The organism is Sporosarcina beigongshangi, from assembly GCF_033485195.1.
GTDB lineage: Bacteria > Bacillota > Bacilli > Bacillales_A > Planococcaceae > Sporosarcina > Sporosarcina beigongshangi.
The window spans coordinates 1-24,239 of record NZ_JAWLIR010000010.1; the positions used below are offsets into that span (position 1 = coordinate 1).

Consider the following 24,239-nt stretch of genomic DNA (forward strand, 5'->3'; position numbering starts at 1 on the left):
GACGATTTCTTATGTCATTAACACTTTGATTCACCTACAATTATCTTGTGACTAGGATTTTCTTTATTCAATAGAAGAACATCGTCTCCTTTCATTGATTGATTTACATTTGGGTTATACCTCAATTTATATACTAAAACCTGAAGATTTGAAGAAGCTTGAAGATATTCAGCTAGAACTATTTCTGCTCCATTGCCTCTCATTGTTTTTTCTGCAACTGGAAGAAACTGCTGCTGATTAAGATACTCATCCAAGCCATGCTTTTTAAGTATTCTTTCTCTGTTCCTTTTTAATCTATTTATTGTTGCGTCTGCAACATGATGTTTAATTATCCAGTCTGATATTTGTTCTACTGCGTGTTCCCTCATGCCTGGTACCTCAAGCAATTTTCTATGTACCTTATTATTGAATGACGGTAAATCCTCAGAGGATAGCCACTCCGCAAAAATTGTCCTCTTTGGGTGTTCTCCGATTAGTTCGCAATGAATTAAGGCTGCCTGATTCATACTTTCCCCTCCAAGATAGTTTTTCATATAAATCAATACAAAGTATTTCTAATATTCATTCCGTTATTAGTATTCTCTCAAGTAATAGTGGCAGAAGCCAGTTTGATAGGATATTGTTAATAGAAAGACAGTGAGCAGTTTGGATAGAAGTTCTTAGTATGGCAGTGGAATAAAATAGCTCCTCAAAGATTAACCCTTCACGAAGCTTCTGTATGCTCATCAGTAAACATTGTCACTCGCATCCCTTTCAAGGAGTAACATTTCAATGGCTGTTTACTTTGTACATTACTAGCCAGTGGCTCAAAACTCCACACAGCTGGCTCATTCTGTCCGCAATACTCAAATAGTGGTTCCATCTCATGACGGTAATCATCCATTGTATCCGGAACTAATATGGAACAAAACATCAATGCAGCTTACTTACAAACTGATTAGCCAGTTTATCAGTACATCAAAAGTAAATAGACAGTAAAAAATTTGATATCGATTACTTTTTGGAGCTAATTATGAAGCTTTTTTCACTCGTAGAGAAATCACTTGGAAACATTGTATAGGGTGTTGTTAGGTCGCTGAGATACATTGGGACGTGTAGAATGGCTGGGAAGCTGTAAAACAAGTTTGTCAGGATAAAACTCTCGGGGTAAATGAGGAAATAAAATAGCCCCGCAGAGACCGATTCTCCACGGAGCCTACTGAATTCAGCCTAACGTTATGTTCGTAACACTCTCGCCAGCTCATATACTCGTCCTTCAATGACTTCTTTGCATCTTAAATTTTCTTCGCTAAGCCCTCATTTTCTTCACTTCAGTCGTTGCAGCATCTTTATCATCATTGGCTTGTTTGATAGTCATTTCTTTTGTCGTTGTGTTCGGTTTTCTTTAGTCGGAGAAAGATTAGACTGGGTTTTATTGAATTTATTTTCCACTTTAAAAGTATTGAGTTTTGTTGTATTTATATAATTGCAGTATATTTTTTCTAAATAGCCTTACTCAAAAGCTTGAAATCTGAGCATGGTTTCTTCTTTCCTGACTATCTAGTCTGTTAGGAAGTAAGAAACCTAATGATTAACATCTCAAACTATACTTCCTTATCGACTATGCAGCATATAGTGGAAATGGCATTAAATAACCTTAAACTATCCAACCCCGTTAAATTGTATTCTGACCTACCATGTAGTATCCAATGCCTATTAAGAAATGAAGGTTCTTGTGCACTGAACTCAGATTTCATACAGCAGCTTTCTAATAAAGTTGCTGTATGAAATCCAAATATATTTTTCGAGAATCTCAGTGGATGTGGATGTCATATCCACTTGCGTTTGACAAACTTTCATCATTCTTATATTTGTTTTATCTGGTTCAAAACTTGATAGAATTCCTTCTACAATAGTAAGTAATGTTACAGATGCAATAATGTACTTTTCATTTTCGTGAGCGAACGTACATTCTTCTATACCCCGTTTATACTTCCCGTCAATTTTGGAATCTAAAATTCCACTTATTAATCCCTTTAAATGATAGTTTTCATTTCGCGTAAAATACTCATAAAAAAATTTATCAATATCCTGTATTTCATCTGTGCTACCTAATATTTTAAATGGATATATCGCCATTTCAACAGGCAGTGTTCAGCCAGTTCCGTCAATTTTTCCAATTACATTTTTTTGAAATATTTACAATATCCACCTTCATTTCTACTGTTCCTTTATTTATTAATTCTTCAAACCCGTTTTGCAGACTCAAAACTTGTTCTTGAGACAATCTTGCAAAAATATTATTCTTTTTTTCTACATTCACTATTACCATCCTTCCATATCCATAAGTTTTTTTTGTTCCATAACATATTACTATACTCAGATTCCTCTATTTTTATATTTGAATATTCAAAAAAAACAATAACTGTAGATTTGTCTCTTTCTCCATTTGTTGCTGCCTACCTTTCACTAATTCATATTTCTCCATATTAGTTATTAATAAGCGGCTTAATTTCTTTATCAATGTAATGCCTTGGTGTCCATCCCTTTACTATTTTATCTAATACATATGAATCCAATAAACCAATCGCTGCTCCCGTTATTATACCGCTAGGTCCTGGTACCGTGCTTCCAACTATAGCTCCAAGAGATACTACTCCAAGCACCCTTGTCAGCTTCCCTCTCGGTGTCTGATTAGCAGTTTTTGAATCAACTATAGCATCGATATATTCTCGCGTAATATCAGAACTCTCTTCATGATGAGAAACCTTATCTACCCATGCCCGAAATTTTTCGGAACTCTTTTTACTTCTAAGTTTAGGAATACTTTTAATATCTATCGTTTTCTGAGAAATCATTTCTGAAAAATTGGGGACTTCTTCAATATTAAAAACTGTATCCACAACATTTTCAACTGCTTTCGCATCTTTCAGATTCTGGAATTCACTTCGATTCAAGTTCATTAAATCAAATGAATTGTAAGTACTATATTGATACTTTGCCAAGAGCGTTAAATCTAAACATTGGGTAGCTAAATTACAAAGTTGTTTTCTTTCTTCTTGTTTTAGGTCAGTTAAAGTTTTTTCATTTGATAAACCAAATTCCTTAAACAAATTATTTTTATACCCTTCGTGACCAAATTCAGCTGCATCACGAGCTAACTCTTCCGGCGGGACCACATAGTGTTTTAATACTTTCCTCGTGATATCTCTTCTCATTTTTCTCGGAAGTGGATTCCGCATAAATTCCAAACCACTCATTATAGATTCCTCAGGGTCTGAATGGACATCAGTAGTGAAGCTACCCATAGATTGTAATGGTAAAATACCTGGAATGTCATCAACCATATAAGTAACTCCCGGATTCCATAAAACGAACTTAAGGGCACCCTGTTCAAGTAATTCTTCAGTAGCTCTAACTCCAAAGGTATTTATTAATATAGTTAAAGGAATGTTTTCGCCATAAACTTTGAAAGAAATTCCATCATGAATTAATAGCTGCTCGCAAATTGAATTAATAACGCTTTCATACTTTCGCGGAAACAGTCTATCATCCCCAACTTGTTCGTTTCCTTTTATAAAGTACCTCCTCGCAAAGTTATTTAAAGATTCATTAAAAACTATGGACACTAGAATCCCTCCAATAAAATAATAGTTTAATCAAATTCGACATAACCGGGTAATACACCTAAAACTAGCTTTGCAACTTTTAATTATTATGAATCTGCGGTGCCAGTCACTCAAACTTTCATGATAATTTGAATAAACAGGAATGGTACAACTTTCACGATTGAATGAATGACTGGCACGAATCAAAGCAACCGTCCGCACATTACGCCCCTCCACTGGACAAGCTATTACATTCACGTTCTATATTCTTCTCTCTCGTCCACTAAATACAGTGATTGTTGCCTCTTCTGACGATAGAACGTTACTTTTTCTAATCTCTCTTTTAAATAAGCTTGTAACGCAGGGTCAGTACAATAAACAAAGCACCCTTTCTGTCCCCGAGTCATTAATGTTCTATATGTGTTACGAATAATTGGATCAGCTAATAAATGTGCTTCCTCAGGGTCTTCTTTTGCAATCTTTTTTATTCCTTTTAAGGATTGGTCTGTCTTTGCCCGCTTAGTGTAATCTGTTATGATTTGACCATTCTCATATCGCAAATCATCACCGATAATAACACCTACATGATCGAACTCCAATCCTTGGGCAGTATGGATGCAGCCTGCCTCTCTCACTGAAGAGCTCTCAATGGCCCAGGTATTTTCGATATTCCAACTCATTCCAAAATCATGTTCAGGAATGGCAATATCATGATGATTTACGTCTTGCCGATTGTTCTTTGGCCATTCCCAACAATACCCGGCCATTACACGGGATTTATTGTTTCTTTTATTCAGACTTTCGATTTCCGCAAGCATTTCATTCGGATCATCATAAAGCCGAATATCATAGTCCATTCCTAATTCATGCATGTTTGCCGTATTTCTAATTTGCAGCACATCATCTAACCAAGCAATGTAACCATCAGACCCATCACAACGGAATTGGGATGTTAGTTCATGCAAAATAATATCGGCATTGAATTGTTTTGCATACTTTTTTATTATCTCTACACTGCCGATATCACTTAAAGTAACCTTTTGGTTTTCATCTATAAAAAATATAGTGAACCTAGAACCTTTGATTAATTCCTTAACCTGATTTTCTCCTTTATTACGAAACATACCGGACTTTTCATTTAAACGATGTGCTTCATCTATGATTAATACATCAAATTCATTTTTTTCAACCTCTGTAAAGCTACCAGAGCCCTTAAACAGATTATCAATATGAGTCTTTTTAAAATCTCCTTTTAACTTTGATGAATAAATGTTACGCGGTGCTGAGTTTTTTGTAACATACATCGCAACGAGTCCTTGGTCAATTAGTTTTACTAGTAAGTTTATAGCCAATACAGATTTCCCTGTACCGGGCCCTCCTTGAACAATCATCACTTGCTTTGTATCTGTTTTCGCACTCTCCAGAGCAAAATAAAATGCTTCTTCATAGAATACTTTTTGTTCGTCAATCATTATAAATTCTTCATTGCCTTTCAACATATTATTTAATGAATCTTGCAATGATTTTGATGGTCGAATTCTCCCATTTTCGATTTGATATATTAGTTGATTTTGATCCCCTAATTTAATGAATCTTTTTATAAATGAACGAAGTTTTTCTATTTCACCCTTTGTAAATACAGGTGCCTTTTGAAGATGATCCTTATAATGCATATCTGTTAATGGATCATCTTCGACTTTTCTATAGTTATGTAGATATGCACAGGGCTTTAATTGAATCTCTTGTTTTTGCACATTCTCGTTAAAATCTTCAATCAGTGCAGCATAAGACCAAGCTTGATAGGATGGATGTGTTATTTCACGATTCCCTTTTCCTATATATGTTTTTACGATTCCATCTCTCGTAGCAATCTTTTCAACACTTTCCCATTGCTTCAGTTCTACAATCACAACATGATCTTGAACTCCATCGTTTCCTGCAATGAGGAAGTCTACTCGTTTGGATGTATTGGGAATATTGAACTCAATTGCAACTGAAGCATCATTTGGAATGTCATCATCTTGCATAACATTAGACATTTTTTGCAAAGAGTTTTCCCATGAACGTATCTCAGATTTAGACGTGCGACCAATTTTCTTCTGATAGGAATTGTATAATCGATCAATTAGAAGTTCATTTACTATATCACCCACGAATTGCTCTTTTGTAGACTCATATATAATCATAAACACACCAACTTTTATTTTTTTAATAAATTTTACTAGTATAAAAAATTGTAATGATGATAATCACTTTTCATTTTTCTATTAGTTTCATATTACCATATATAAACAGGAACAATAAGAAAAGCTCCTTAATTAAAGGAGCCTAAAATTTTCATTAATAAAGTTGATTTTCCATGTTAATCACCAAACAATGACGCCGCCAGTCTCATTTCTTCAATCTCTTTTCCATTCACTAGATAGACATAGGTATTATCCATAATCCTATTCAAATCCTCAACATGCGCTTCACTCAACATAAAATCTGGTTTATCTGTAAATATAATAAATCTCTCTTCACCATTAAATCTCTCACTATAAAAATCGACTAATCCAAGGTTGTCATACTGCTTTACAAGTCTTCGCCCATTTTCTTTTTCATATGCTGCAACCATTTCGTAATAATCGGATGCCAGTACCCGATATGAGTTGCCTTTTGGGATGAGTTCAAACTGAGCGATTTTTTTTGGTGGTTGCAGTGTAATTGTACGCTGTTTATTTAGTGTATCAAGGCGTTTTTTCTTTTGTTCTTCAATATCGATTAACTGGGCATTCATAAGGTTAATCAATGCTGAGTTTTTGTTGTCTTCATTTTCAGCTTGATAATTTATCAGTTTTTCATATACTTCGTTGTACTGCATATTGAATGTCTCGACTAAGTAGTCATGCATTCGATTTAATTGGCTAATACGTTTTTGTTCTATATATCCTTTTTCACTAATAGCAAGTTGTAAAATTTGATTTTGTAAGTCAGGAAGCTCAATGAATGGAAGTTCTGTTATAGCATCCGAGAAATGGTCAATCGAAAGCCAATAGGGATTCAATTCAACCAGTGATTGGTCAGCACGTTTCGCAATAAAAATAAATTTGTTTTTAAGTTCTTTGCCAACACCATCTTTTAAAACGACACGGTACATATCAACTTCTAAATGTTCTGGCACATCATAAGTGGATAAATAACGTTTAAATGCAAATTGGTCACTCGTTCTTTCCAAAAGTGTTTTTGATAACTGATAGATAGGATGTGTTTTTGTAACGTATTGAACGTCTGAATCACTATGTTCGACAAAACCAGTAAAACGATAGGAATCATCAAGCTTTGTATTTTTCGAAAATTGATCGCGAATGAGTTTAGGGAAGCGCTCAATTCGCTTCACTTTACCTTCCTGACTGTCAAATACTTTCACTTTTGATTCTTTTAATGCATAATCAATCAGCTCTACGTATGTACGATTTGGAATTTTATTAATTTCCACATCATATTGTGATTTTTTCATTGCTTGTATATCGATTGCTTCTGCATCAAACTGCATTTCCTTCATTGTTTGCAGCAGTTGCTTATGTTCATCACTTAATGCCTTATCCATTTGTGCAATTACATCATCTAAGTTTTCGCGTGTTAGAATAGCTTCTTTCATTAGATCCGCTAGGTTAATATCATCTTCAAGTAACTCCCCCATGAAGTTATAAACCAAGTCATTCCCTAAATCCTCTTTCATCGTTTCTAGTTTTGCAAGTAGACGTGTCATCACATATCCTTCTCTTGTATTTTGTGCAACAAGGTTAAATACAAACACTTCATTTTTCTGCCCAATTCGATGGATTCGTCCCATTCGTTGCTCCAATTTATTTGGATTCCAAGGAATATCGTAGTTGATCATTTGGTTACAAAATTGTAAGTTGATAGATTCTCCACCTGCATCCGTTGCCAGCATAACTTGTGAGCCATTTCGGAACATTTCAACCTGTTTTCTACGTTCATCCATTGAAAATTTACCCACTATTTTAGTTATTTGTTCCACTCGATCTGCTAGTCTTTCCTCTAAGTAGTTGAGTGTATCGACGGATTCAGTGAAAATTATAATCTTCTCACCCGTATATATTAGGCCATCAACACCGAAAAGCATTTCTTCGAGCTCCAAGTATTTTCTCTCCGAGCCGTACCTTTTGAGTGATGTCGTTTTAATTAATAACTTCTTTAGCTCGGCAATTTCTTCTTTTAGTGCATCTATGTCGATGATATCCACTGCAAGTTCTAATTTTTTCTCTAGTACTTCTTGTGTATCTGTAATTTCTTCGTCCAATCCATTGTTATATAGTTTCTCTAGCCTTTGCGAAAATTTCTTTCGCTCAGCTTCCGTTTTATCCAAGATGACTAATAGTCTTTTATAGCGACGACCAAGCGAACGATGGATTGCCTCAATAGAAGAACTCAAGCGGCGCTGTAACAGCATCATTGCAAATGCAGTACTATTATTACCCGCATTCATCGCACGATTAAAATGTGTTTGAACATACTCCGTTACGGCATCATATAAATCAAGTTCAGGCTCAGTTAGCTCATATTGAATCGTCTTCGTTGTTCGTTTCGGAAAAATCGGTGTACTATCGAAATTCACCATAGATTCTTTTAAGCGGCGGATAATAAATGGATTACTTTTATCACGCAAGCTTTCACTCGCAGACACATGATTAAATAAATCTGGTTCAATCAACTTCATTAATAAACGGAAGTTTTCGGCATCACCTTTATGGGGGGTAGCCGTTAATAGTAAACAATGCTCAGTCTTAGCTAATAGCTTTTCGCCTAAATGGTATAGTTTTGTTTTCGACGTTTTCTTTTTGATCTTCCCGTAAGAATAGGCAGCCATTTTATGTGCTTCATCTACAATGATTAAGTCAAATTTCGCCTCTAATATTAACTCTTTGATGTCATCACGTGTAGACCAATAAATCGAGGCCAAACAACAATCGTTTTCAATGAATGGATTTTTACTGCCATACTCATTCAATACAGCCCTGTTAATAATTTTAAAAGACTCTTGAAACTTTTGATCCATTTCCTCTTGCCATTGACGCAAAACTAATGGAGGTACTAACACTAAAATACGTCCAATACTTTCACGTGCTTTTAGTTCTTTAATAAGCATGCCTGACATAATTGTTTTTCCGGCACCTGGATCATCAGCAAGTAAAAATCGAACATTCGATGTCTGAAGCATTCGGCTATACACGGCTTCTATTTGGTGCGGCAACGGAATAACTTGTTGGTTACCCAATGCGCGTGTTTTCGAATACTTATCCTCGATTTCAAGCGTTAAATGTAATAGCCTCTGCTGAATACCTTGTCCAGTAAACTCTATATTCGTTTCAGTCGACGTACTTAGTATTGTAATTTGATCTACATCATTTTTTGCTAATAATTGTTCATGGTACTGATTCGTTTGCCGACCAATTCCTTCGAGTAAATAATAATCGTCACCAAATTCGTCTATTCGTTTTATTTCAATGACTTCTGGGAAAAATGGTCCAGTTATAATATCACCTATGTTCATACAAAGTTGCCTCCTTTTAAAAAAACCTCACTCAAAATGAGTAAGGAATTTCTGGGTTTCTTTCAATGATTGTATCTCGTATATTTTTAACAATGGTAAAACGCTGTTCATTTAACCCACCTACACCTATATGGAAATTGAAAGGGAAAAAGATTGTGCTATTATTCACCATCTCAAGTGTGACACTATTTGTTTCTAGATGGTCCATTAACACTTCAATCATCAACTGGTTCAATTCTGGTGAATGAACTTCTATGCGCTCTTCAGGCATCCGATAAACACCTGGAGAAGTCATTTTTATTAGCTCCCAGCCTTTAACTGTGGAAAACACAGCCCCAGTTGCGACTTCCACACGACGACGATCTCCATAAAGGTTCTTCATCTCGGCAAGTACTACACGGCTTCGAATCTCATCGGCCATTCGGAAATGCTTTCCTATATGATTAACCTGTTCTTTAAAAAATGGATAAGCCAAACAAGTCATGCACCAATGTAATAAATACTTTTCCGTGCTTGTCAGCGTTGGATATAAATAATCCGCATAGTTACGAATGGGTTGATGGTTTTCTTCAACAGACCACCATGTTTTCATAATAATTGCATGTGCACAGCGCCTTGATGCAGGGCCTTTAATATCACCCATCAAATAGTCATCAAGTAAGCTATGCATATTTGCTATAGGCATCTCATTAAATTTCTCTGCTACAAAATTTAGTTGATGTAGTAGAATCTTCTGATCAAAACCCACTGCTTTCATAATTGTATACCTGCTTTCTAACGATTTACTTTTACAAATGGGACAATTATTTCTTCTAGATGAATGCCTCCATGAGTTACAATTTTATCGTTTTTCGGCACAAATGCAAAATTGCTTTTTGCTAATAGTACGTGATAATCACTCGGTAAGCTACCATTATCCCATGGAATCGTTTTTTCATTTTCACTCGCAGTCTGATTACGAATATTTAATGAACTGTAGACCCTTACACGTTCGCCTTTCGACTCCACTGTCACACCTTCATTAATTCTCCCTATTCCGCATCCCTCTACATTGCCATGATCTGAAGTCAGATATACTTCAAAACCTTCTTCTACTAAATCAGTCATCATTTTGTGTAAATAATTCGAGTTAAGCCATGTAGTAAGTTCCGAAAAGACGGTTTGGTTCCCTTGTATAGCACCGTGCATAAATTGGTCAATTACATCTATAACCGCCCCATAAACAAGTATCGCAGGAGAGTGACGATAAGCGAGAGCTTCCTTATCATAAGCTTTTAATCCTAACGATTTTTCGTAAGCTACATTTCTGCTAGATAGACCTTCATTCTCCCAAAACGTTGACCATAATGATTTTTCTTTTCTAGTTGTATCAATAGTCTCTGCGAAGTGACGTGGTTCCAAACCAGAAAAAATTGCTTGCCTGGAAACCGACGTTAAACTTGGTACCCACGCAAAGACGGCGTCCTCTTCAAACGACCATGACTGTTTCAAAAGTGTTTCTTTAATCATATTCCACTGTGTAAAACTCATACCGTCTAATACGATTAGTGCTAGTTTTGTGCCCGCTTTTTTAGCTAAGTAATGTGGGATTTGGTGTACCATCTTTGGCTTAGGTAGAACCGGTAACGTACGCAATTGTTGATAATCGGAAAACATCCATTGTCCGAATGCTTCATTAGCTACAGAAGCTTTTGACTTAAAATCATTATCTAATAAACCTATTTTTAGCAATTCACTTTGAATACTCCCAAGTTCATTCGCAAATTTTGCCCATTCAGTTCTGTTGAAAGAAGAGAAATCTCTGCTGAATAACTCTTCTTTAGGAACTTTGAAATGCTCATTGTCTATTTCTTTCACAACAATCCCTGGTTGCATCCATTTCTCATAATCTACTGTTGACGGAACTTCAATAGGTAGAATAAAGTCCCTCATACATCTACGAATAAATGGATCATCAAAGTATGCACTGCCAAAGTAATCTCGCCTCTCCGCCACTTGCTCATAAGAATTATTTATATAGCTTTTCACATAACTATTCCATTGTTCATTTAAATAGCTATATAGTTTGTCTTCAGAAGCCAAATACTCAAAAATAGATGCAGATACGAGAATACGTTTATTTAAAATACTTTTTCGTAAACGCTCAATAAGTACATTAGGCAATGCTACTTCGAACTGTTCAAAATGAAGTAATGCTGCCCTCACTACACTAACATCGTTTATAAGCAAGGCAGCATCTATCATAAAAATTTCACGTAAAATAAAGTCCGCTGTCTCATTAATGGATAGAGACGTTACGCAACGTGCATGTCCTTCGAATAGCTCTTGAAACATTTCAACTGGACACTGTGCAATAATCGAACGATCAAAATTCGGGAAAAGTGTCTCAAATGATAAAGTTAAACGATTTGCATTTATATATACATCATAAGGAATGCGGTTGAACTGGTGATCTTGAATCACAATTAGTAAAGTAGGTCGATCTTCTCTCTCCATGTATCTGAAAGTTGTTTCATATGCATATCGAAAGATAACCGGATCATCATAAAAATGCACAGCAGTATTTTGTGCTTGAAGCATTTCTTGTACAGTTTTGTCCCGTAACAATTCATGCTCATCTGATACGATATAGAGTGAACCTTTACTTGTAAAATACTTTGTGATTTTTTCCTGCCAGCTCAACCAAATCTCCTTCTTCCTTTTACATACCTAAACGTACCTGTGCATTATCATAGTACATTAACAATTTGTCATCTTCCTGGATAACAGTTTCTGGTAAACGGTCACCCACAGTAACAATTTTTTCATAATCTTTCTCGCTCCAAGCTTTCTTAAATCCTGCGCGAACAGCTTCCGTACGGAATTGACGCAATTTCTTTTTGTGCGTACTTAGCTCTTCTACATAGCTTTCAAACTCACGTAAAAGTGTTTTTTCACGTAGTTTTTCTAAGTCGGCTTGTTTATTTGGATTTGGAACATACCAACGATTTATTGCTTTTTCTTTTAACTTATCATCTGTATTTTCTAACCCACGGAACTCATGATAATTTCGTCGTAAGTAACTACCAATTTGGTCTGGCGCAGATTCATCTCCTTCAAAACGCAAGAAGTTTTGTAAGAGTAGATTATCTAATTCAGGCAAATCTTCATGCTTGGCAATATGCTGTATTTCCTTCATAAATTGTGGATGCAAATCCTGACGGGTTTGAGGCTTCTTCATTAATTGCTGACGAATCCACTCAATCGCACTATTTTCATCCGATACGAATAAGCTCATTTGTGAAAAATCTTTTACAAGCGTGCGTTTTTTATCGTACTCAGCTACTTGAGCATCTATGAAGGCCATGCCATCACGCATGGGGAAACGTTGTGTAACACCTTCTTGGAAGTCAGCAGATGAAATAGGCACCGGTAAACCATTTTGCACGTGATACGCAACCATACGGTCAAATAAAATACGTGGAGTGCGCTCTGCAATGACTGAAGCTTCACCTTTTGAGCCAAGGAATTTTGGTAGTTTTTCCAAGTGTTGATTAACAAAAATCCAAGCAGATTCAGTTGTATTATTTTTTTCACGCATTTTCAAGATAGTGTCTGAAGATGGTTTATAAGCAGTGATAACAAGGTCTTGCTTTACTGCTATTGTAGTAGTTACTGCTTTGAAACTACCTTGTTTTTTATCTAATGCAGATACATCTGCAATGACAAATCCAACCTTTTGTAAAGATTCCTGAATCGAATTCCAAACACTTGCTTGAGAATTACTAAATTCAATAGTTATCCACCTTCCCGGTTTCAACACTCTAAAATATTGGGCAAAGCTATTTTCCATTAGTTTTTGATACTCAAATAAAGTCTTTTTCTGCGTATTATTCATGATTGCTTCAGATTTATTATTTGTTAAAACTTTTAACCATGCTTCCCATAAGAAGTTCAATTCCGAGTACATAAGGTTTTTTCCAAATGGTGGATCTGTAAAAATATAATCTATACTATTATCAGGGATGCTCTTGACAGCAGTAGTAGATTGAGTTGTAATAATAGATTTATTGTTAGCCTCATCTTCTACTTCTTTAATCATTTTCAAAAAATCACGGAGTTTATTCCTTAAAAGTAGTACTACATTTCGTTCAAACGTTAAAGAAGGGATATATAAAGTACCACTTAAGCCACCAGTACCTCCAAACCTAAAACGATTTGTTTTTGTTGCCCTGGTAATTGATGCTTGAAAGAAAAATAAGAGTTGATTTATATATTTTGAGTCTATTGCATGCTTATAAAAATTTGATAAAGCTATTAAATTTCTTTTAGTAAAGTATTGATGAACATGAGTAATTCCAATTCTATCATTTCTTCTGGACTCGTCGCCTTCTGGCATTCTATAGAGTGGAACCCAATGATCCAACTTGTAATTATCAATCTTTTTCAATAAATTTAATTGGGCCTCATCAGCATCTTGATCATATCTTTTTGTTCCAATTGAATAATTAACATTTACGGGTACTTGCTTTGCCATTGAAATATTTTCTTTTAAATATTCATCGTAAACGTAATGCCATTTACGCTCGAGCGATTTTTTTTGTAGTTGCACCGAACAGTGTTTACATTGGAATTTATCATACATTTTTTTAAGTTCAGTATTAACAGCAACGTCCCAATAAATAATTTCATTCGCGCAAGATGGACAAATAAATACGTCACTCCAAACTGTATAATTTACATTTCCTAAAGACTCTGAATCACCTGAAAGCTTATAGAGCCAAGCACATTCTTTTTCGACTTCATCAAGTATTCTATTTGCCTCTTGTTCAAATTTAATTAAATTGAATCCCCTATTATAATTCTGACTAATTAGACTTGCTGCTGGTGACAAATCCGATAAAATTATGTTCCTTTCGCCTAATTTACTAATCACTTCGTTATTATTTATGATATCGCCATTAACTATGTCATAACCCAACTTTTCTATTTCTTTTTGATTCCCACATCTTTTGGATGCAACACCTGTCATACCCGTACCAGAAAAACCATCAAATATTAAATCTCCTGGCTCCGTATAGTGTAGAATATAACGCATTATTGCTTTATAGGGCACTTTTGTATGATAACTGTGCGCATTATATACAGCATCATTCTTTCCTTCAGCAACATCTCCAATATAAGGGAGTTTTTCATAAGGATAGTTTTTATCTACTTTCATTTCTTTTAATACTACTTCTTCTAGCCAAGGATTCGGACAAACTGTGTAGTAGGGTGGGTCTGACAAGGCGATGATATCTTCATCTTCACCACTAGGGAAACCCTCAATTTGCTTTAGTTCTGGAAGTTTCTTTCGAAGCTCTTCACGGAAATATCGTCTTCTTGCTTCTTCATTTTCAAATGTCATGCCTAAGCAGACAACTGATGTGTTATCCGCTTCAGGCTGTTCATTTAGTAATGAGAGCTGTTCTGGATTATCTGTCATTTAGAATCGCCCCTCTTATTTTTTCAGCATAATGCGTACTCGGTTGGATGGTGTATTGCCAACAGTCTTTTGAACCATTTCTTCAAAACGTTTTCGAAGCTCTTCAACTGTTAATGGACTTCCATTTGCCATCATCTCTTCAATGTCTATTAACGATACTTCCACTTTATCGATTCCTTTGAGTAAATCATTAATCGCCTGGATTAGACGAATATCTACAGGTAACGTAAATGCTTGGTTAGTGATAAGTTCCGCTACAAGCGTTTGTTGCTTAGGTTTTAGTAGCACAATATTTTCTTTAACCGTTGCATCATTGAAGTTTGTTAATAATGTTTCAGTCCAGCTCTCAAATATATTGGGGAGCTCTTGTTCGAGATTTTTCAGCATGGCTTTTTCGTTTGTTGTTACTTCTGTTGGACGGAACTTACACTCTGAACACATCGGTGCGTGTTGTAAATTATCCACAGATACTTGATAGCATGTTTTTAAACCAACCAGTGATTTTTCCCAATTGATAATTTGTTCTCTTGGCAAAATGGAGATATAAGTTGCTAATTCTTTCAACGCTTTTAATGTCGAATCTGAGTGTAATGTGTTTTTCAATATGTTTTCAGTGGCATTGAGTCGCGATTTATCATGTGCTTCAATATAAAGCTGAATGTACTGTTGTTTTAACGCATCAAGTGTTGCCATTTCTTTTGATGTATCTTGGTTATGTTTCAAGGCATCTTGCAGTTCATTAAATGCATCCTCAACGCTTTGCGACCATTCAGATTGACTCCCCATATTAGGTTGAGCAATTTGCAGATAACTGACGCGTTGCTGGATTTCCTTGATTTGCTGATCAAGTTTAGCGAACGAAGCTAATTTTTCAATTGCCACTTTCTGCTTTTCAACTGTAGCCAAGTCATATTTCAAGTTACGCATTTTTGCCGGTGTATTAAAACGTTTTAAGCCTTCACAAAACTCTTTGAATGCTTCAAGCAATTCGACATTTTCTTGTATTTCTGCATTGTTTAATAATTTCCCATCCCATGTAGGGAAGCCTTTTTTTATTATTTGTATAGTGCTTAGTGAATCGTTAATAGCATTATTGGCCTTTTCAGTAACAGTTACTATCGTTTTTGAGAGCATATCCCCTTCATAGTTTGGGATGGATACATCAAATAAATCAAAGATTGCATTTAGTACTTCAACAGGCAGACCCGTTGGTTTTTTCACATGACTAAATTGTGTTAGTTTTGATAATGGCAATTGAACATAGTCATTTAAACTAAGTGCATTGTAAGTTTTATTTTCAACAGTTACTTCAATGGCACCAGTGCTTATCATTGCGCCAAGTAAAACAACTAATAATTCTGGTTCTAAGTGATATTGCTTTGTATACTGCAAATCTTCGACACCACGGATAAAAACAGTTTCAATCAACTCGCTATGGTTTATAACTTGACCATGGCCTTTTGAATCTAGTAAATCGACAATCCACTGAGCGTAACCGGATTGCTTAGTCGATATTTTTTGTGTGGAATCAAACAAGACAAGTCCATTTAATATGGCTGCTCCTTGGCTTGTTTCTTTACCAACTAGGTACTGTAGTGCATCTTTCACGTATGTTTCCAGGTTTTTCCTAGTTAAGTAAGAATCTTTAATTTGGCGGAATGAAGGGTAGCCTTCATACTTTTGTTCAAACCAACCAGACAACATTTCTTCCGAAACAAAGTTAATAATTTCCTGGATTGTAGCATGTGCCGGAAGTAACATACCGAAATCAAGCACAGTCCCTTTTTTTCCTTTATAAGTGATTTCAAAAGTGTGTACAAAGTATTCATTTAACCATTTAGTTAGTTCCTTAAAATAGCTATCGATTTTTCTAGCATATAAACTTTTTGTGGCTGATGTTGCATCAAGTCTTAAATCATTTGCAGCGGCATAAAGCTTTAAGAGCTGATTAAATCGATCATCTGTCTGTTTGAATTCGAAGAACAGTTCATCAGCCCTTTGTTCATCTTTATATATTGTTTTCATGTATGGTCGTAGCATATAAATATAAAAGTCACGTTCAGGCTGCGCTGTTGAACGTTCATTGGGGGCACCAAAGAATAGGTATCCTTGACGTGTGACTCGATTAGCATTCCAAGGTAAATCATGTCGCCATATTTTATAGCCCGTTACATAAGTATTATCATCCAATGTGATGACCTGTTTTAAAATGTCATAATAGAAGCGATCAAGTTTATCTTCTTCTATTGTCTCTGCACGCTGCGTAATTAAACTGTCGATATCAATATCTTTCTTTAGATCTAAATAATATTGACCATTCGATTCATTTGTTGATAAGTATTGGAAGCTTACTGTCTTTTGAATTTCTCTTGTTGCAGCATCTACCGTAGATTTTAAGAAATCTGCTGGATCATCTTCTTCCAGAAGCATATCGTTACTACCAGTTAGACTTAAAAATAAATCATCACGTAATTCCTCTGCTGTTAAGCCAACACTGTCATAAATGTCTGCTGTAGATAAACGATTTAACGCAAGAGCGTCTACAATCCGTAACGCCATTGGTTTGTAAATACGTTTTGCATAAGCATTTTGCACACGGTCTTTTAAAATTTTGGCTTTATCTAGTACTTCAGCTACTTCAGGGATAGCCTTATATGATGGGTCTTCCTCGATGAATTTCCAGTAGCTGTCATACGAAATCAAACCTGGTGCCCCTTCAGGAACTTCCTCGTTAATAATTTTGTTCATTTCGATACTAATCGTCTTTAACGCTACCCGCTTTTCAATATTATTTACTTTTTCAAATGCTGTTAAGTAACTTGGATGGATAGGGAATAGGTTCACAAATGATTCCATATCTTCATTTAAGCGATGGTATAATGTCGTGTACTTTGATAGATGTTCGCGAATTAATGCCCTCTGTTCATCTGTTTTCTTTAAAAGTCGTTCCGATACTACATGTGCTATATCCTCTCGAATAATACGGACTTGATCAAAACGTTCTTTCACACGACGTAACGGTTCCGCAACATAGCTGAATCTTGGATTATCAAACAGCATTTCTTGAATACCTGCTATAAAACGGAAACGTGTTTTACTACAAATTTCTCCAACTTCGCGTAAGAAGCCTAAATCTAGTGTTAATTCTTGTTCTTTTCGTCCACGCAAATAATCGAGCAACTCGTCGACAACGACTAATAAGCCGTGTTCAGGATATTGTTCATTGAATAGGCCCATCATTTCTTCCAATGCATCTTTGTTGTTCGTAATTTGATCGAACTCTGGAAAACTGAAATCGATTCCTAAGTCTGCCAAACCATCTTCAATTGCTGTACATAAAATATCTCGTAGTGATGTACCTACACTACCGATTTCCAAACGAATAACTTTAAATTTCCCTTCAATCTCTTTTGCTTTTTCAGCTACGGCTTCATTCGAAATATGCTCACTTGCCCCTTCACGCTCAGCAATCGTTGAAATAACACTCATTAAATGTGATTTACCCGTTCCGTAGTTCCCCACAATAAGCAAACCTTTATTATCAGTAGCGCGAGTAAACTGTAACTGGTTAATAATGAGCTCATTTAATTGTTCAGCCATCCGTTCAGAAATGACATAGGTATCTAGAAGTCGAAAGGCACGTTGTTTGTCATTTGCATCTGTTAATTGAATAACAGATTCAATTGGTTCGAATTGTAATAGGTCTCTATATTGCAAAATAATCGCTCCTTTTAATTGATGACCAGCGCATCTTCTGTAGGATAAATTCGATATTCGGGATGTCCTGGTTCTGCGTGAATGAAATGACTGTCATGGATATTTCCACGCCAAGCTATAATTAGTGTTTTATTTTTACTAATCTTCTCAAATAAATCAAAAGGATTTATTTGTAGTGATGATTCAAATAACAACTCATAATAATCCAAGCAAATAATTTCTTCAGGCATTGCATTCAAACGCTGATTTAAATAATCTGCTATTTTATAAGGACGCCTGTTTATTTGAACACCTTGTAGTAATTTTGCTAACTCCATATTCAAATTGAGATACGGAATATCATATTCTAAGCTGTAATTCTTTACCGTGTTCCCTGATTCGCGTTCATGAATGAAAACCTGCTTAAAATATCGTTTCTTTAAGTCGGGAATGATGTTTTTTAGCTCTATGATGAATTGCATATTTGAAATATTGATCCCCCCTAATTTACAGGTCTTGCCAAAACGATTTGATTACAAATTCTTATCATAAACGCGATTTTTTAAGAATAAAGAATTTAAAATCAGCTTAGATATTTGCTGTAAACAGGATGAAACACTCTCTTTTTACAACTGCTTACAAACATAATATTAAAAAGCCTTCACATGTACATTATAGCGTATATTACATATTTTTTGTCCTTTTTAACTGATAATCATTTCCCAACAAATTCTTTACCCTTTAAGGTAAGGGGTGATTCACAAATGGCAGCATCTTCGGACCTCATCAAACTGGTGGGCGAACAATTGAAATTCATTAGGGAAGAGAAGGGATTCAAACAAGAGAAGTTAGCAGAAATGGCTGGCATTGCGCACGCACGTATTTCGGAGATTGAGACTTTCAAAAGCAATCCCACTTTAGAAACGCTAGATAAAATTATAGATGCGCTAGGCATTTCGCCGTTGGAGTTTTTCCACTATCAAAGGCTGAATACTATCGCTGATATAACAAACAAAAAGCTATTAATCGATATCCATCGAAGTATTTTATTGGAACGTGATCTCGGTGAGATTAAATACGTGGTGAATACGACAAAAGAGTTTTTAGAGACAATCGATAACAAATAAGAAAAGTGCCTAGCAGGCGTCAAAATTGAAAGCTTGACGTTTGCTAGGCACTCTTTATTAACTTTAGTATTTCCACATCTATATCATGGTACATTGAGTAGCTTCAGAAGACTAGAAATGCTCGTGAATCCATCAATCTAATTGGCTCTTCATTAGATTGTGAGAGCGAAATCTCTTGAGACTGAATATAAAATCAAGTTTTCAATGAACAATGAAAACTCTTCGAATGTAATACTTCGTTCAGTTGGCAATGTGGCTAGTTCAATACTTTGTTGATTTAATAGGTTAGGCGCAAATTGCGCGACTGCCCGCAGCACTTTCTCTTTTTTCATACGACTCTTTACCCCAGAATGCCAAATTGTATAATCAACCATAGATTCTTTTGTGTATTTGTCTAAATTGAGTTGAAGATTATAGGTACTTGAACTATGCGTTTGCATAGCAATATTTAAAGAAGTTGCTCCTTTTCTGTTTCCAAATGTCGGGTCGTTTTGTGACGTGGCGCTTGCTATCATGGATATACGAAAAACAAAAGAACCCCTATTTTTCACATCAACACGAAAACTTCGATGCATGCCATCCCATGCTCCATTTGCGGCATTTTTAAATGCATAATAACTTGTTCCGAAGTCTGCCTCGATATAGATAGGTAACTCTCGTTCAGTTGGTGTATACGTTTCAGTCAGCAGTGCATTTTGCAATTCAGAAAACCAGCGTTGCTTATCAGTAATTGTTTGGCTGCTTACATATCCATTCTCCACTAAATACTGGATATAACGATCATATGTAGAGAGGTCAAACGGTAAACGTTTCAATTTCATTAATTTGGGATACTCAATTTCTTGTATCGCAAGAAATTTAACTATATCCGTTTCTTTTATCAATTTCGGAGTGCTATCAATCACTTGATAGATATTCGTATGTCTCCCATTAGAAATCGCTACAAATGGCGATTTTAAGTTTACCCAATATCTCATCACTTGTTCTAGTGTAAGTTCATTAATTATTTCATTTAATGCTTTCAATTCAATTGTCAAAAATGGAGTGAGTTGCTCATCGTAGATGACAATATCTGCACGTCCCAATGCTGTTTTTACTTCCAATGCAATATGGGACTGTAAGGCACCATTAAATTTGAGCAATTGCTTTAATAACTTTTGACGAACACGTTCTTCTGGATAATTAATTACGTGATATCCTCGGATTGGACATAATACTTTCCGATTTGAAATCAATGGAATCATCTGTGTATCCCCTCCCGCAGCCAAAAGTGCAACGGCCATCTTTGAATATTACATAATGAAATCTGTTCTATATAACCTGCTTCGACCATATATTCCGCCACATCTATTGTACTTCCGACTTGTTGTTCAAGGTCTTCTAGAAATAAAACTTGAGCATTTGCATCAAACTGAACTTTACAAAGGACTATCGTTTCTTCGTGTAACTCTGCGTACAAATCCCCAGTCCGTGCCCATTGTACTGCATCTTGATAAACTAACGAAGAACATTTGTTGAAAACTAAACCATCTATTAGACGCTGGTCCTCTAACTTCTCAAATGATTTTTGTCGTGGTTCCATGCGCTTTATTTTTTCAATATGATATTGAATCTTATTGTCTGTCCCCCTGGTAGAACGCTGCCGATGTGCATATTCCAGTTTCCGAATGCTGTACATTGCTTCTGCCGGCAATCGTTCAATATGTAGGTCGTTCTCCCATAATGTCATATTTAATGCGACTTCAGATGAAAAGAGGTTGATATCTGACAGGGATTTTCCCGTATTGAAATAGGCCCTGACTTCAAAAGCATAACGCCCAAACTTCCCTTGGATATACTGCACTTCCCTTTCCAAATCATTTTCTAATGGCAGTTCACTCTCAGTAGTAGGCAAAAACTCTCTTGCCCTATCTTTTTCATACACTAGTTTAAAAGACTGTGGTTCGTCATAGATCTGAGCAATCGCTATAATCAGTTGGGCTTGTAATGGATCATTTGCGAAATAATAACAATCATCGTTACTTGGTCTTGCCCAGTCCACATACGCGTTATCGAAGGGATGGCTGTGGTACGAAGCTACCGCGGTAGATGTCGCTACGATTTTTTTGGCATTCATAATTAGTTGGTTGATTTCACGGTTCGCAGCTATTCCCGTTTGATCCCGAAAGTCTACATTCCCAACAGGAAAACTATACTCGCCAATGCAACAATCACCTTCTTCACTTCCTAATAGAATGCCATACGCCTCTTTCGATTGTTCGTAGGTAGGATAATATTGAATACAGTCCAACAAAATCGTTGAGAGCGCCTGATTAGTTAATTCAAAATACATACCATCACCTCCCCCGATTCTTTGTTTCATGTAAGTACAGTTTGGAAGGACTTCTCCTTCAACTGCTCAAACAACTTCTCAACAGTCCCAATCCCAACATTTTCATATTTCGCCAAAATCACTAATTCCTGCGGTAACTGACCGACAGTTGCAATCTGGTCTTCGTTTAATTGCCTTAGGAGGCTTGGACTACCTGTAAACTCCTCGGCGGTAAATGGAATTTTAGACAGTTCTTCTGTGACGACAATGTAGTCTGCTTTATAAAAGAAAAACAATTCACCCGGACGCTCAACTAGAAGCTTTCTTCTAACTTTTTCTTCTTCAATATATATCTTCAACTCTTCGAATAAGTTCTCGTCGTTCTTTTCATTAAAACGCTTTACATGCTTATACAGACCTTCAAGATCATTCGGTAGTTCACTCATAATCCGTGCTTCTTGCTCTGCACCTAGCCTTATAAGAAACGTTTCGGATTTTTCAAATCGTTGTGGCAATAAAAACGCATCACGTAAAAAGTATGGAACATCGAGTGTTTGTCCTTTGTATGTAAGCGTTCGAATTGTTGTGAAACCCGGTTGTTCAGGTTCCATAGGTATATTCGTTACAATAGTTGCCACAGTCTCTTGATGCATAGGCTCTTCCTTAGGCTTCTGAACAGAGGCAATTAACAGTTCTTCAAGTGATTTGAGTCGTACTTCAAGTTCAGTGATGTCATAAGCCTTTTCAATTCGATGCGTTGGATCTTGATAATCTGGAACAGTAAAATCTACAGGACCATACACTTCGATATACCATTTGACAATTGTATAGACTGATTCCCATGACAATAATGCTTCTGAGTAGCGAAACATTCGGGCATCATGTGCTGCTTTATTACCAATTTGGCGGACATGATGAAGTGCGTCACGTACTTCCGATGTTAAATAGCCTTTTTCATTGAGCAAATCAAGTCGTTCTTTTAAATTTGTCCATGGCTCATTAGGTAGATTTTCCTTTTGAATTACTTGCTGCAATATATTTTCAACGAATACTCTTGCGTGTGTAAGCATTGTACGTGGGCTAGTAAATATACTATTTTCTAGTTCACGGGCAACATAGGCAAGTTCTTTAGATAGAGGCTCTAGAAATTTATAGAAATATGATTGAACGTCCATATGACATTTCCCCCAGTTATATGAAATTTTATTTGTAGTCTTATTTTATCATAATCCGATTACATAGACTAATTGCGATTTCTCCAAACCAAGCCCAACATGCTATCATGTAAAGTAACAGTTTCAAACTTAGCGCCAGCGAGAAAATGGAGATGACCCACATGCCAATCTACAACAAACTTGTACGTGACAACATCCCAGCAATCATCGAAAAAACCGGTAAGACATTCACAACACGCTTATTAAACGACGAGGAATACATAACGGAAATCAATAACAAACTGGGCGAGGAATTAGCCGAGTACTTGGAAACAACAACGACTGTGGACGCACTTGAAGAACTTGCGGACCTATTGGAACTCATTCATGCCGCCGCTGCCTATCATGGCGCTACATTTGAGAAGCTTGAAGATGTGAGAGTTGAGAAAGCGGAGAAACGCGGAGGATTTAATGAGCGGATCTTTTTGCTGGAAGTAGAAGATGACTGACGTTCGTTTACTGACATCAAATTTAATCGAAACAATTACAAGCTGACGCGCACAGCGGAGATGGAGGAGATTTGTGCGTATCGATTGCATGTTTATTTTGAGAGGAAGGGTTTGAAGATTGGTTAATGGATTATTCTATAAATTACTGGTATAATTTTTATTAGGATCACATATACTAACTATTACTTTTTAAAAAAAGGTTGTGGTTGTATGTGTAAGAAGGAGGATGTCGATATGTCCACAAAAGAAATAGTAAAACCCACTCCTGAATCTCAAAATAATCATGTGATGAATGCCTTAAAAGAGGTTAAATTGATACAAGCAGGAAAACTCCCTAAAAAATCAGCTAGAGATTTCTTAAAAGAATCTCGTCAACGATAAGTAATGAAGTCGCGATTTAGTACGATTACTACGCCAACTTTTGAATCACGGTATCATAAACTTCGAAAGAAATACCCGAAAATTGATGAAGATTTTGAGGCATTCCTTAATGAGGTTGAACTCGGCGGCGATTTAGGTGAAGATATACCGAACATTTTAAAAGACGGCAATAAAGTTTTCAAGAAGAGAATGAGAAATAGTAGTGCGAAAAAAGGGTTATCTGGTGGATTTAGAGTTATTGAATATTTAGTCACGGCTGAAAATACTGTATACCTTTTAGACATATACTCGAAGTCATACCAAGAAGATGTTTCGAAAAAGAAGATTTTAAATTTAATAAAAAGTAGTATTCCCAAAGTAACTCCCAAAATGCGTGATTAGCTGATTACTATTAATCAAGGGTCCATAAAGGACTCTTTTTCTTTGCTCATTTTACTAAATTCATTGCTACCT

The 24,239-nt window shown here is 35.9% G+C and carries 17 protein-coding genes; 4 read left to right on the plus strand and 13 right to left on the minus strand.

Features of this window, described 5'->3' with window-relative positions; genetic code table 11:
• Positions 1 to 17: 17 nt before the first annotated feature.
• From R2B77_RS07180 to brxF, 10 genes are all read right to left on the minus strand, one after another.
• Positions 18 to 506 carry a Hachiman antiphage defense system protein HamA gene (locus R2B77_RS07180; protein WP_203246558.1) on the minus strand — a complete coding sequence of 163 codons (489 nt, stop codon included), beginning with the start codon at positions 504 to 506 and terminating at the stop codon, positions 18 to 20.
• 1,640 nt (positions 507 to 2,146) lie between these two features.
• Complete coding sequence (locus R2B77_RS07185; protein WP_203246557.1) at positions 2,147 to 2,302, minus strand: hypothetical protein; 156 nt, start codon at positions 2,300 to 2,302, stop codon at positions 2,147 to 2,149.
• Positions 2,303 to 2,468: 166 nt separating this feature from the next.
• Positions 2,469 to 3,608 (minus strand): hypothetical protein, encoded by a 1,140-nt coding sequence (locus R2B77_RS07190; protein WP_203246556.1) that lies wholly within the window; start codon positions 3,606 to 3,608, stop codon positions 2,469 to 2,471.
• Positions 3,609 to 3,841: 233 nt separating this feature from the next.
• Positions 3,842 to 5,773 carry a DNA/RNA helicase domain-containing protein gene (locus R2B77_RS07195; RefSeq protein WP_203246555.1) on the minus strand — a complete coding sequence of 644 codons (1,932 nt, stop codon included), beginning with the start codon at positions 5,771 to 5,773 and terminating at the stop codon, positions 3,842 to 3,844.
• Positions 5,774 to 5,949: 176 nt separating this feature from the next.
• On the minus strand, positions 5,950 to 9,144 hold the full coding sequence (locus R2B77_RS07200) for a DEAD/DEAH box helicase (RefSeq protein WP_203246554.1): 3,195 nt from the start codon (positions 9,142 to 9,144) through the stop codon (positions 5,950 to 5,952).
• 31 nt (positions 9,145 to 9,175) lie between these two features.
• Positions 9,176 to 9,901, minus strand: a complete 726-nt coding sequence (locus tag R2B77_RS07205) for a hypothetical protein (RefSeq protein WP_203246553.1) — start codon at positions 9,899 to 9,901, stop codon at positions 9,176 to 9,178.
• Positions 9,902 to 9,918: 17 nt separating this feature from the next.
• A complete protein-coding gene (gene pglZ, locus R2B77_RS07210; RefSeq protein ID WP_203246552.1) occupies positions 9,919 to 11,826 on the minus strand; it encodes a BREX-3 system phosphatase PglZ in 1,908 nt (635 codons plus the stop codon).
• Between the two features lie 19 nt (positions 11,827 to 11,845).
• The gene (locus tag R2B77_RS07215; protein WP_203246551.1) at positions 11,846 to 14,608 is read right to left on the minus strand and encodes a DNA methyltransferase; all 2,763 of its coding nucleotides are present in this window, start codon (positions 14,606 to 14,608) and stop codon (positions 11,846 to 11,848) included.
• 15 nt (positions 14,609 to 14,623) lie between these two features.
• Positions 14,624 to 18,325, minus strand: a complete 3,702-nt coding sequence (locus R2B77_RS07220; RefSeq protein ID WP_203246550.1) for a DUF6079 family protein — start codon at positions 18,323 to 18,325, stop codon at positions 14,624 to 14,626.
• 14 nt (positions 18,326 to 18,339) lie between these two features.
• On the minus strand, positions 18,340 to 18,786 hold the full coding sequence (gene brxF / locus R2B77_RS07225) for a BREX-3 system P-loop-containing protein BrxF (protein WP_203246549.1): 447 nt from the start codon (positions 18,784 to 18,786) through the stop codon (positions 18,340 to 18,342).
• 282 nt (positions 18,787 to 19,068) lie between these two features.
• Between brxF and R2B77_RS07230 the strand changes: the two genes are divergently transcribed.
• The gene (locus R2B77_RS07230; protein ID WP_203246548.1) at positions 19,069 to 19,431 is read left to right on the plus strand and encodes a helix-turn-helix domain-containing protein; all 363 of its coding nucleotides are present in this window, start codon (positions 19,069 to 19,071) and stop codon (positions 19,429 to 19,431) included.
• A gap of 152 nt (positions 19,432 to 19,583) precedes the next feature.
• Here the strand turns inward: R2B77_RS07230 and R2B77_RS07235 are convergent, their stop codons facing one another.
• Genes R2B77_RS07235 through R2B77_RS07245 form a run of 3 tightly spaced genes read right to left on the minus strand, consistent with a single transcriptional unit; the run spans position 19,584 to position 22,917 of the window.
• Complete coding sequence (locus tag R2B77_RS07235; protein WP_203246547.1) at positions 19,584 to 20,675, minus strand: type I restriction enzyme HsdR N-terminal domain-containing protein; 1,092 nt, start codon at positions 20,673 to 20,675, stop codon at positions 19,584 to 19,586.
• Positions 20,672 to 21,763, minus strand: coding sequence for an MPN domain-containing protein (locus R2B77_RS07240; protein ID WP_203246546.1), 1,092 nt, complete (start codon positions 21,761 to 21,763; stop codon positions 20,672 to 20,674). Before R2B77_RS07240 ends, R2B77_RS07235 begins: the two co-directional genes overlap by 4 nt.
• A 26-nt stretch (positions 21,764 to 21,789) precedes the next feature.
• Positions 21,790 to 22,917 carry a DUF4145 domain-containing protein gene (locus R2B77_RS07245; RefSeq protein WP_203246545.1) on the minus strand — a complete coding sequence of 376 codons (1,128 nt, stop codon included), beginning with the start codon at positions 22,915 to 22,917 and terminating at the stop codon, positions 21,790 to 21,792.
• A 161-nt stretch (positions 22,918 to 23,078) separates the two neighbouring features.
• Here R2B77_RS07245 and R2B77_RS07250 point away from each other — a divergent pair, with 161 nt between their 5' ends.
• The 3 genes from R2B77_RS07250 (at position 23,079) to R2B77_RS07260 (ending at position 24,167) form a co-directional block, all read left to right on the plus strand.
• On the plus strand, positions 23,079 to 23,405 hold the full coding sequence (locus tag R2B77_RS07250) for a pyrophosphohydrolase domain-containing protein (protein WP_203246544.1): 327 nt from the start codon (positions 23,079 to 23,081) through the stop codon (positions 23,403 to 23,405).
• A gap of 234 nt (positions 23,406 to 23,639) precedes the next feature.
• Positions 23,640 to 23,786, plus strand: coding sequence for a hypothetical protein (locus tag R2B77_RS07255; RefSeq protein ID WP_192599223.1), 147 nt, complete (start codon positions 23,640 to 23,642; stop codon positions 23,784 to 23,786).
• 3 nt (positions 23,787 to 23,789) lie between these two features.
• A complete protein-coding gene (locus R2B77_RS07260) occupies positions 23,790 to 24,167 on the plus strand; it encodes a hypothetical protein (protein WP_322555669.1) in 378 nt (125 codons plus the stop codon).
• Positions 24,168 to 24,239: the final 72 nt, after the last annotated feature.

What these genes read in the sequence shown, in the direction of transcription:
- R2B77_RS07180 (WP_203246558.1), bottom strand. Translation starts at nt 506, where the DNA reads ATGAATCAGGCAGCCTTAATTCATTGCGAACTAATCGGAGAACACCCA.
- R2B77_RS07195 (WP_203246555.1), bottom strand. Translation starts at nt 5,773, where the DNA reads ATGATTATATATGAGTCTACAAAAGAGCAATTCGTGGGTGATATAGTA.
- R2B77_RS07200 (WP_203246554.1), bottom strand. Translation starts at nt 9,144, where the DNA reads ATGAACATAGGTGATATTATAACTGGACCATTTTTCCCAGAAGTCATT.
- R2B77_RS07205 (WP_203246553.1), bottom strand. Translation starts at nt 9,901, where the DNA reads ATGAAAGCAGTGGGTTTTGATCAGAAGATTCTACTACATCAACTAAAT.
- R2B77_RS07215 (WP_203246551.1), bottom strand. Translation starts at nt 14,608, where the DNA reads ATGACAGATAATCCAGAACAGCTCTCATTACTAAATGAACAGCCTGAA.
- brxF (WP_203246549.1), bottom strand. Translation starts at nt 18,786, where the DNA reads ATGCAATTCATCATAGAGCTAAAAAACATCATTCCCGACTTAAAGAAA.
- R2B77_RS07230 (WP_203246548.1), top strand. Translation starts at nt 19,069, where the DNA reads ATGGCAGCATCTTCGGACCTCATCAAACTGGTGGGCGAACAATTGAAA.
- R2B77_RS07235 (WP_203246547.1), bottom strand. Translation starts at nt 20,675, where the DNA reads ATGATTCCATTGATTTCAAATCGGAAAGTATTATGTCCAATCCGAGGA.
- R2B77_RS07240 (WP_203246546.1), bottom strand. Translation starts at nt 21,763, where the DNA reads ATGTATTTTGAATTAACTAATCAGGCGCTCTCAACGATTTTGTTGGAC.
- R2B77_RS07245 (WP_203246545.1), bottom strand. Translation starts at nt 22,917, where the DNA reads ATGGACGTTCAATCATATTTCTATAAATTTCTAGAGCCTCTATCTAAA.
- R2B77_RS07250 (WP_203246544.1), top strand. Translation starts at nt 23,079, where the DNA reads ATGCCAATCTACAACAAACTTGTACGTGACAACATCCCAGCAATCATC.
- R2B77_RS07255 (WP_192599223.1), top strand. Translation starts at nt 23,640, where the DNA reads ATGTCCACAAAAGAAATAGTAAAACCCACTCCTGAATCTCAAAATAAT.
- R2B77_RS07260 (WP_322555669.1), top strand. Translation starts at nt 23,790, where the DNA reads ATGAAGTCGCGATTTAGTACGATTACTACGCCAACTTTTGAATCACGG.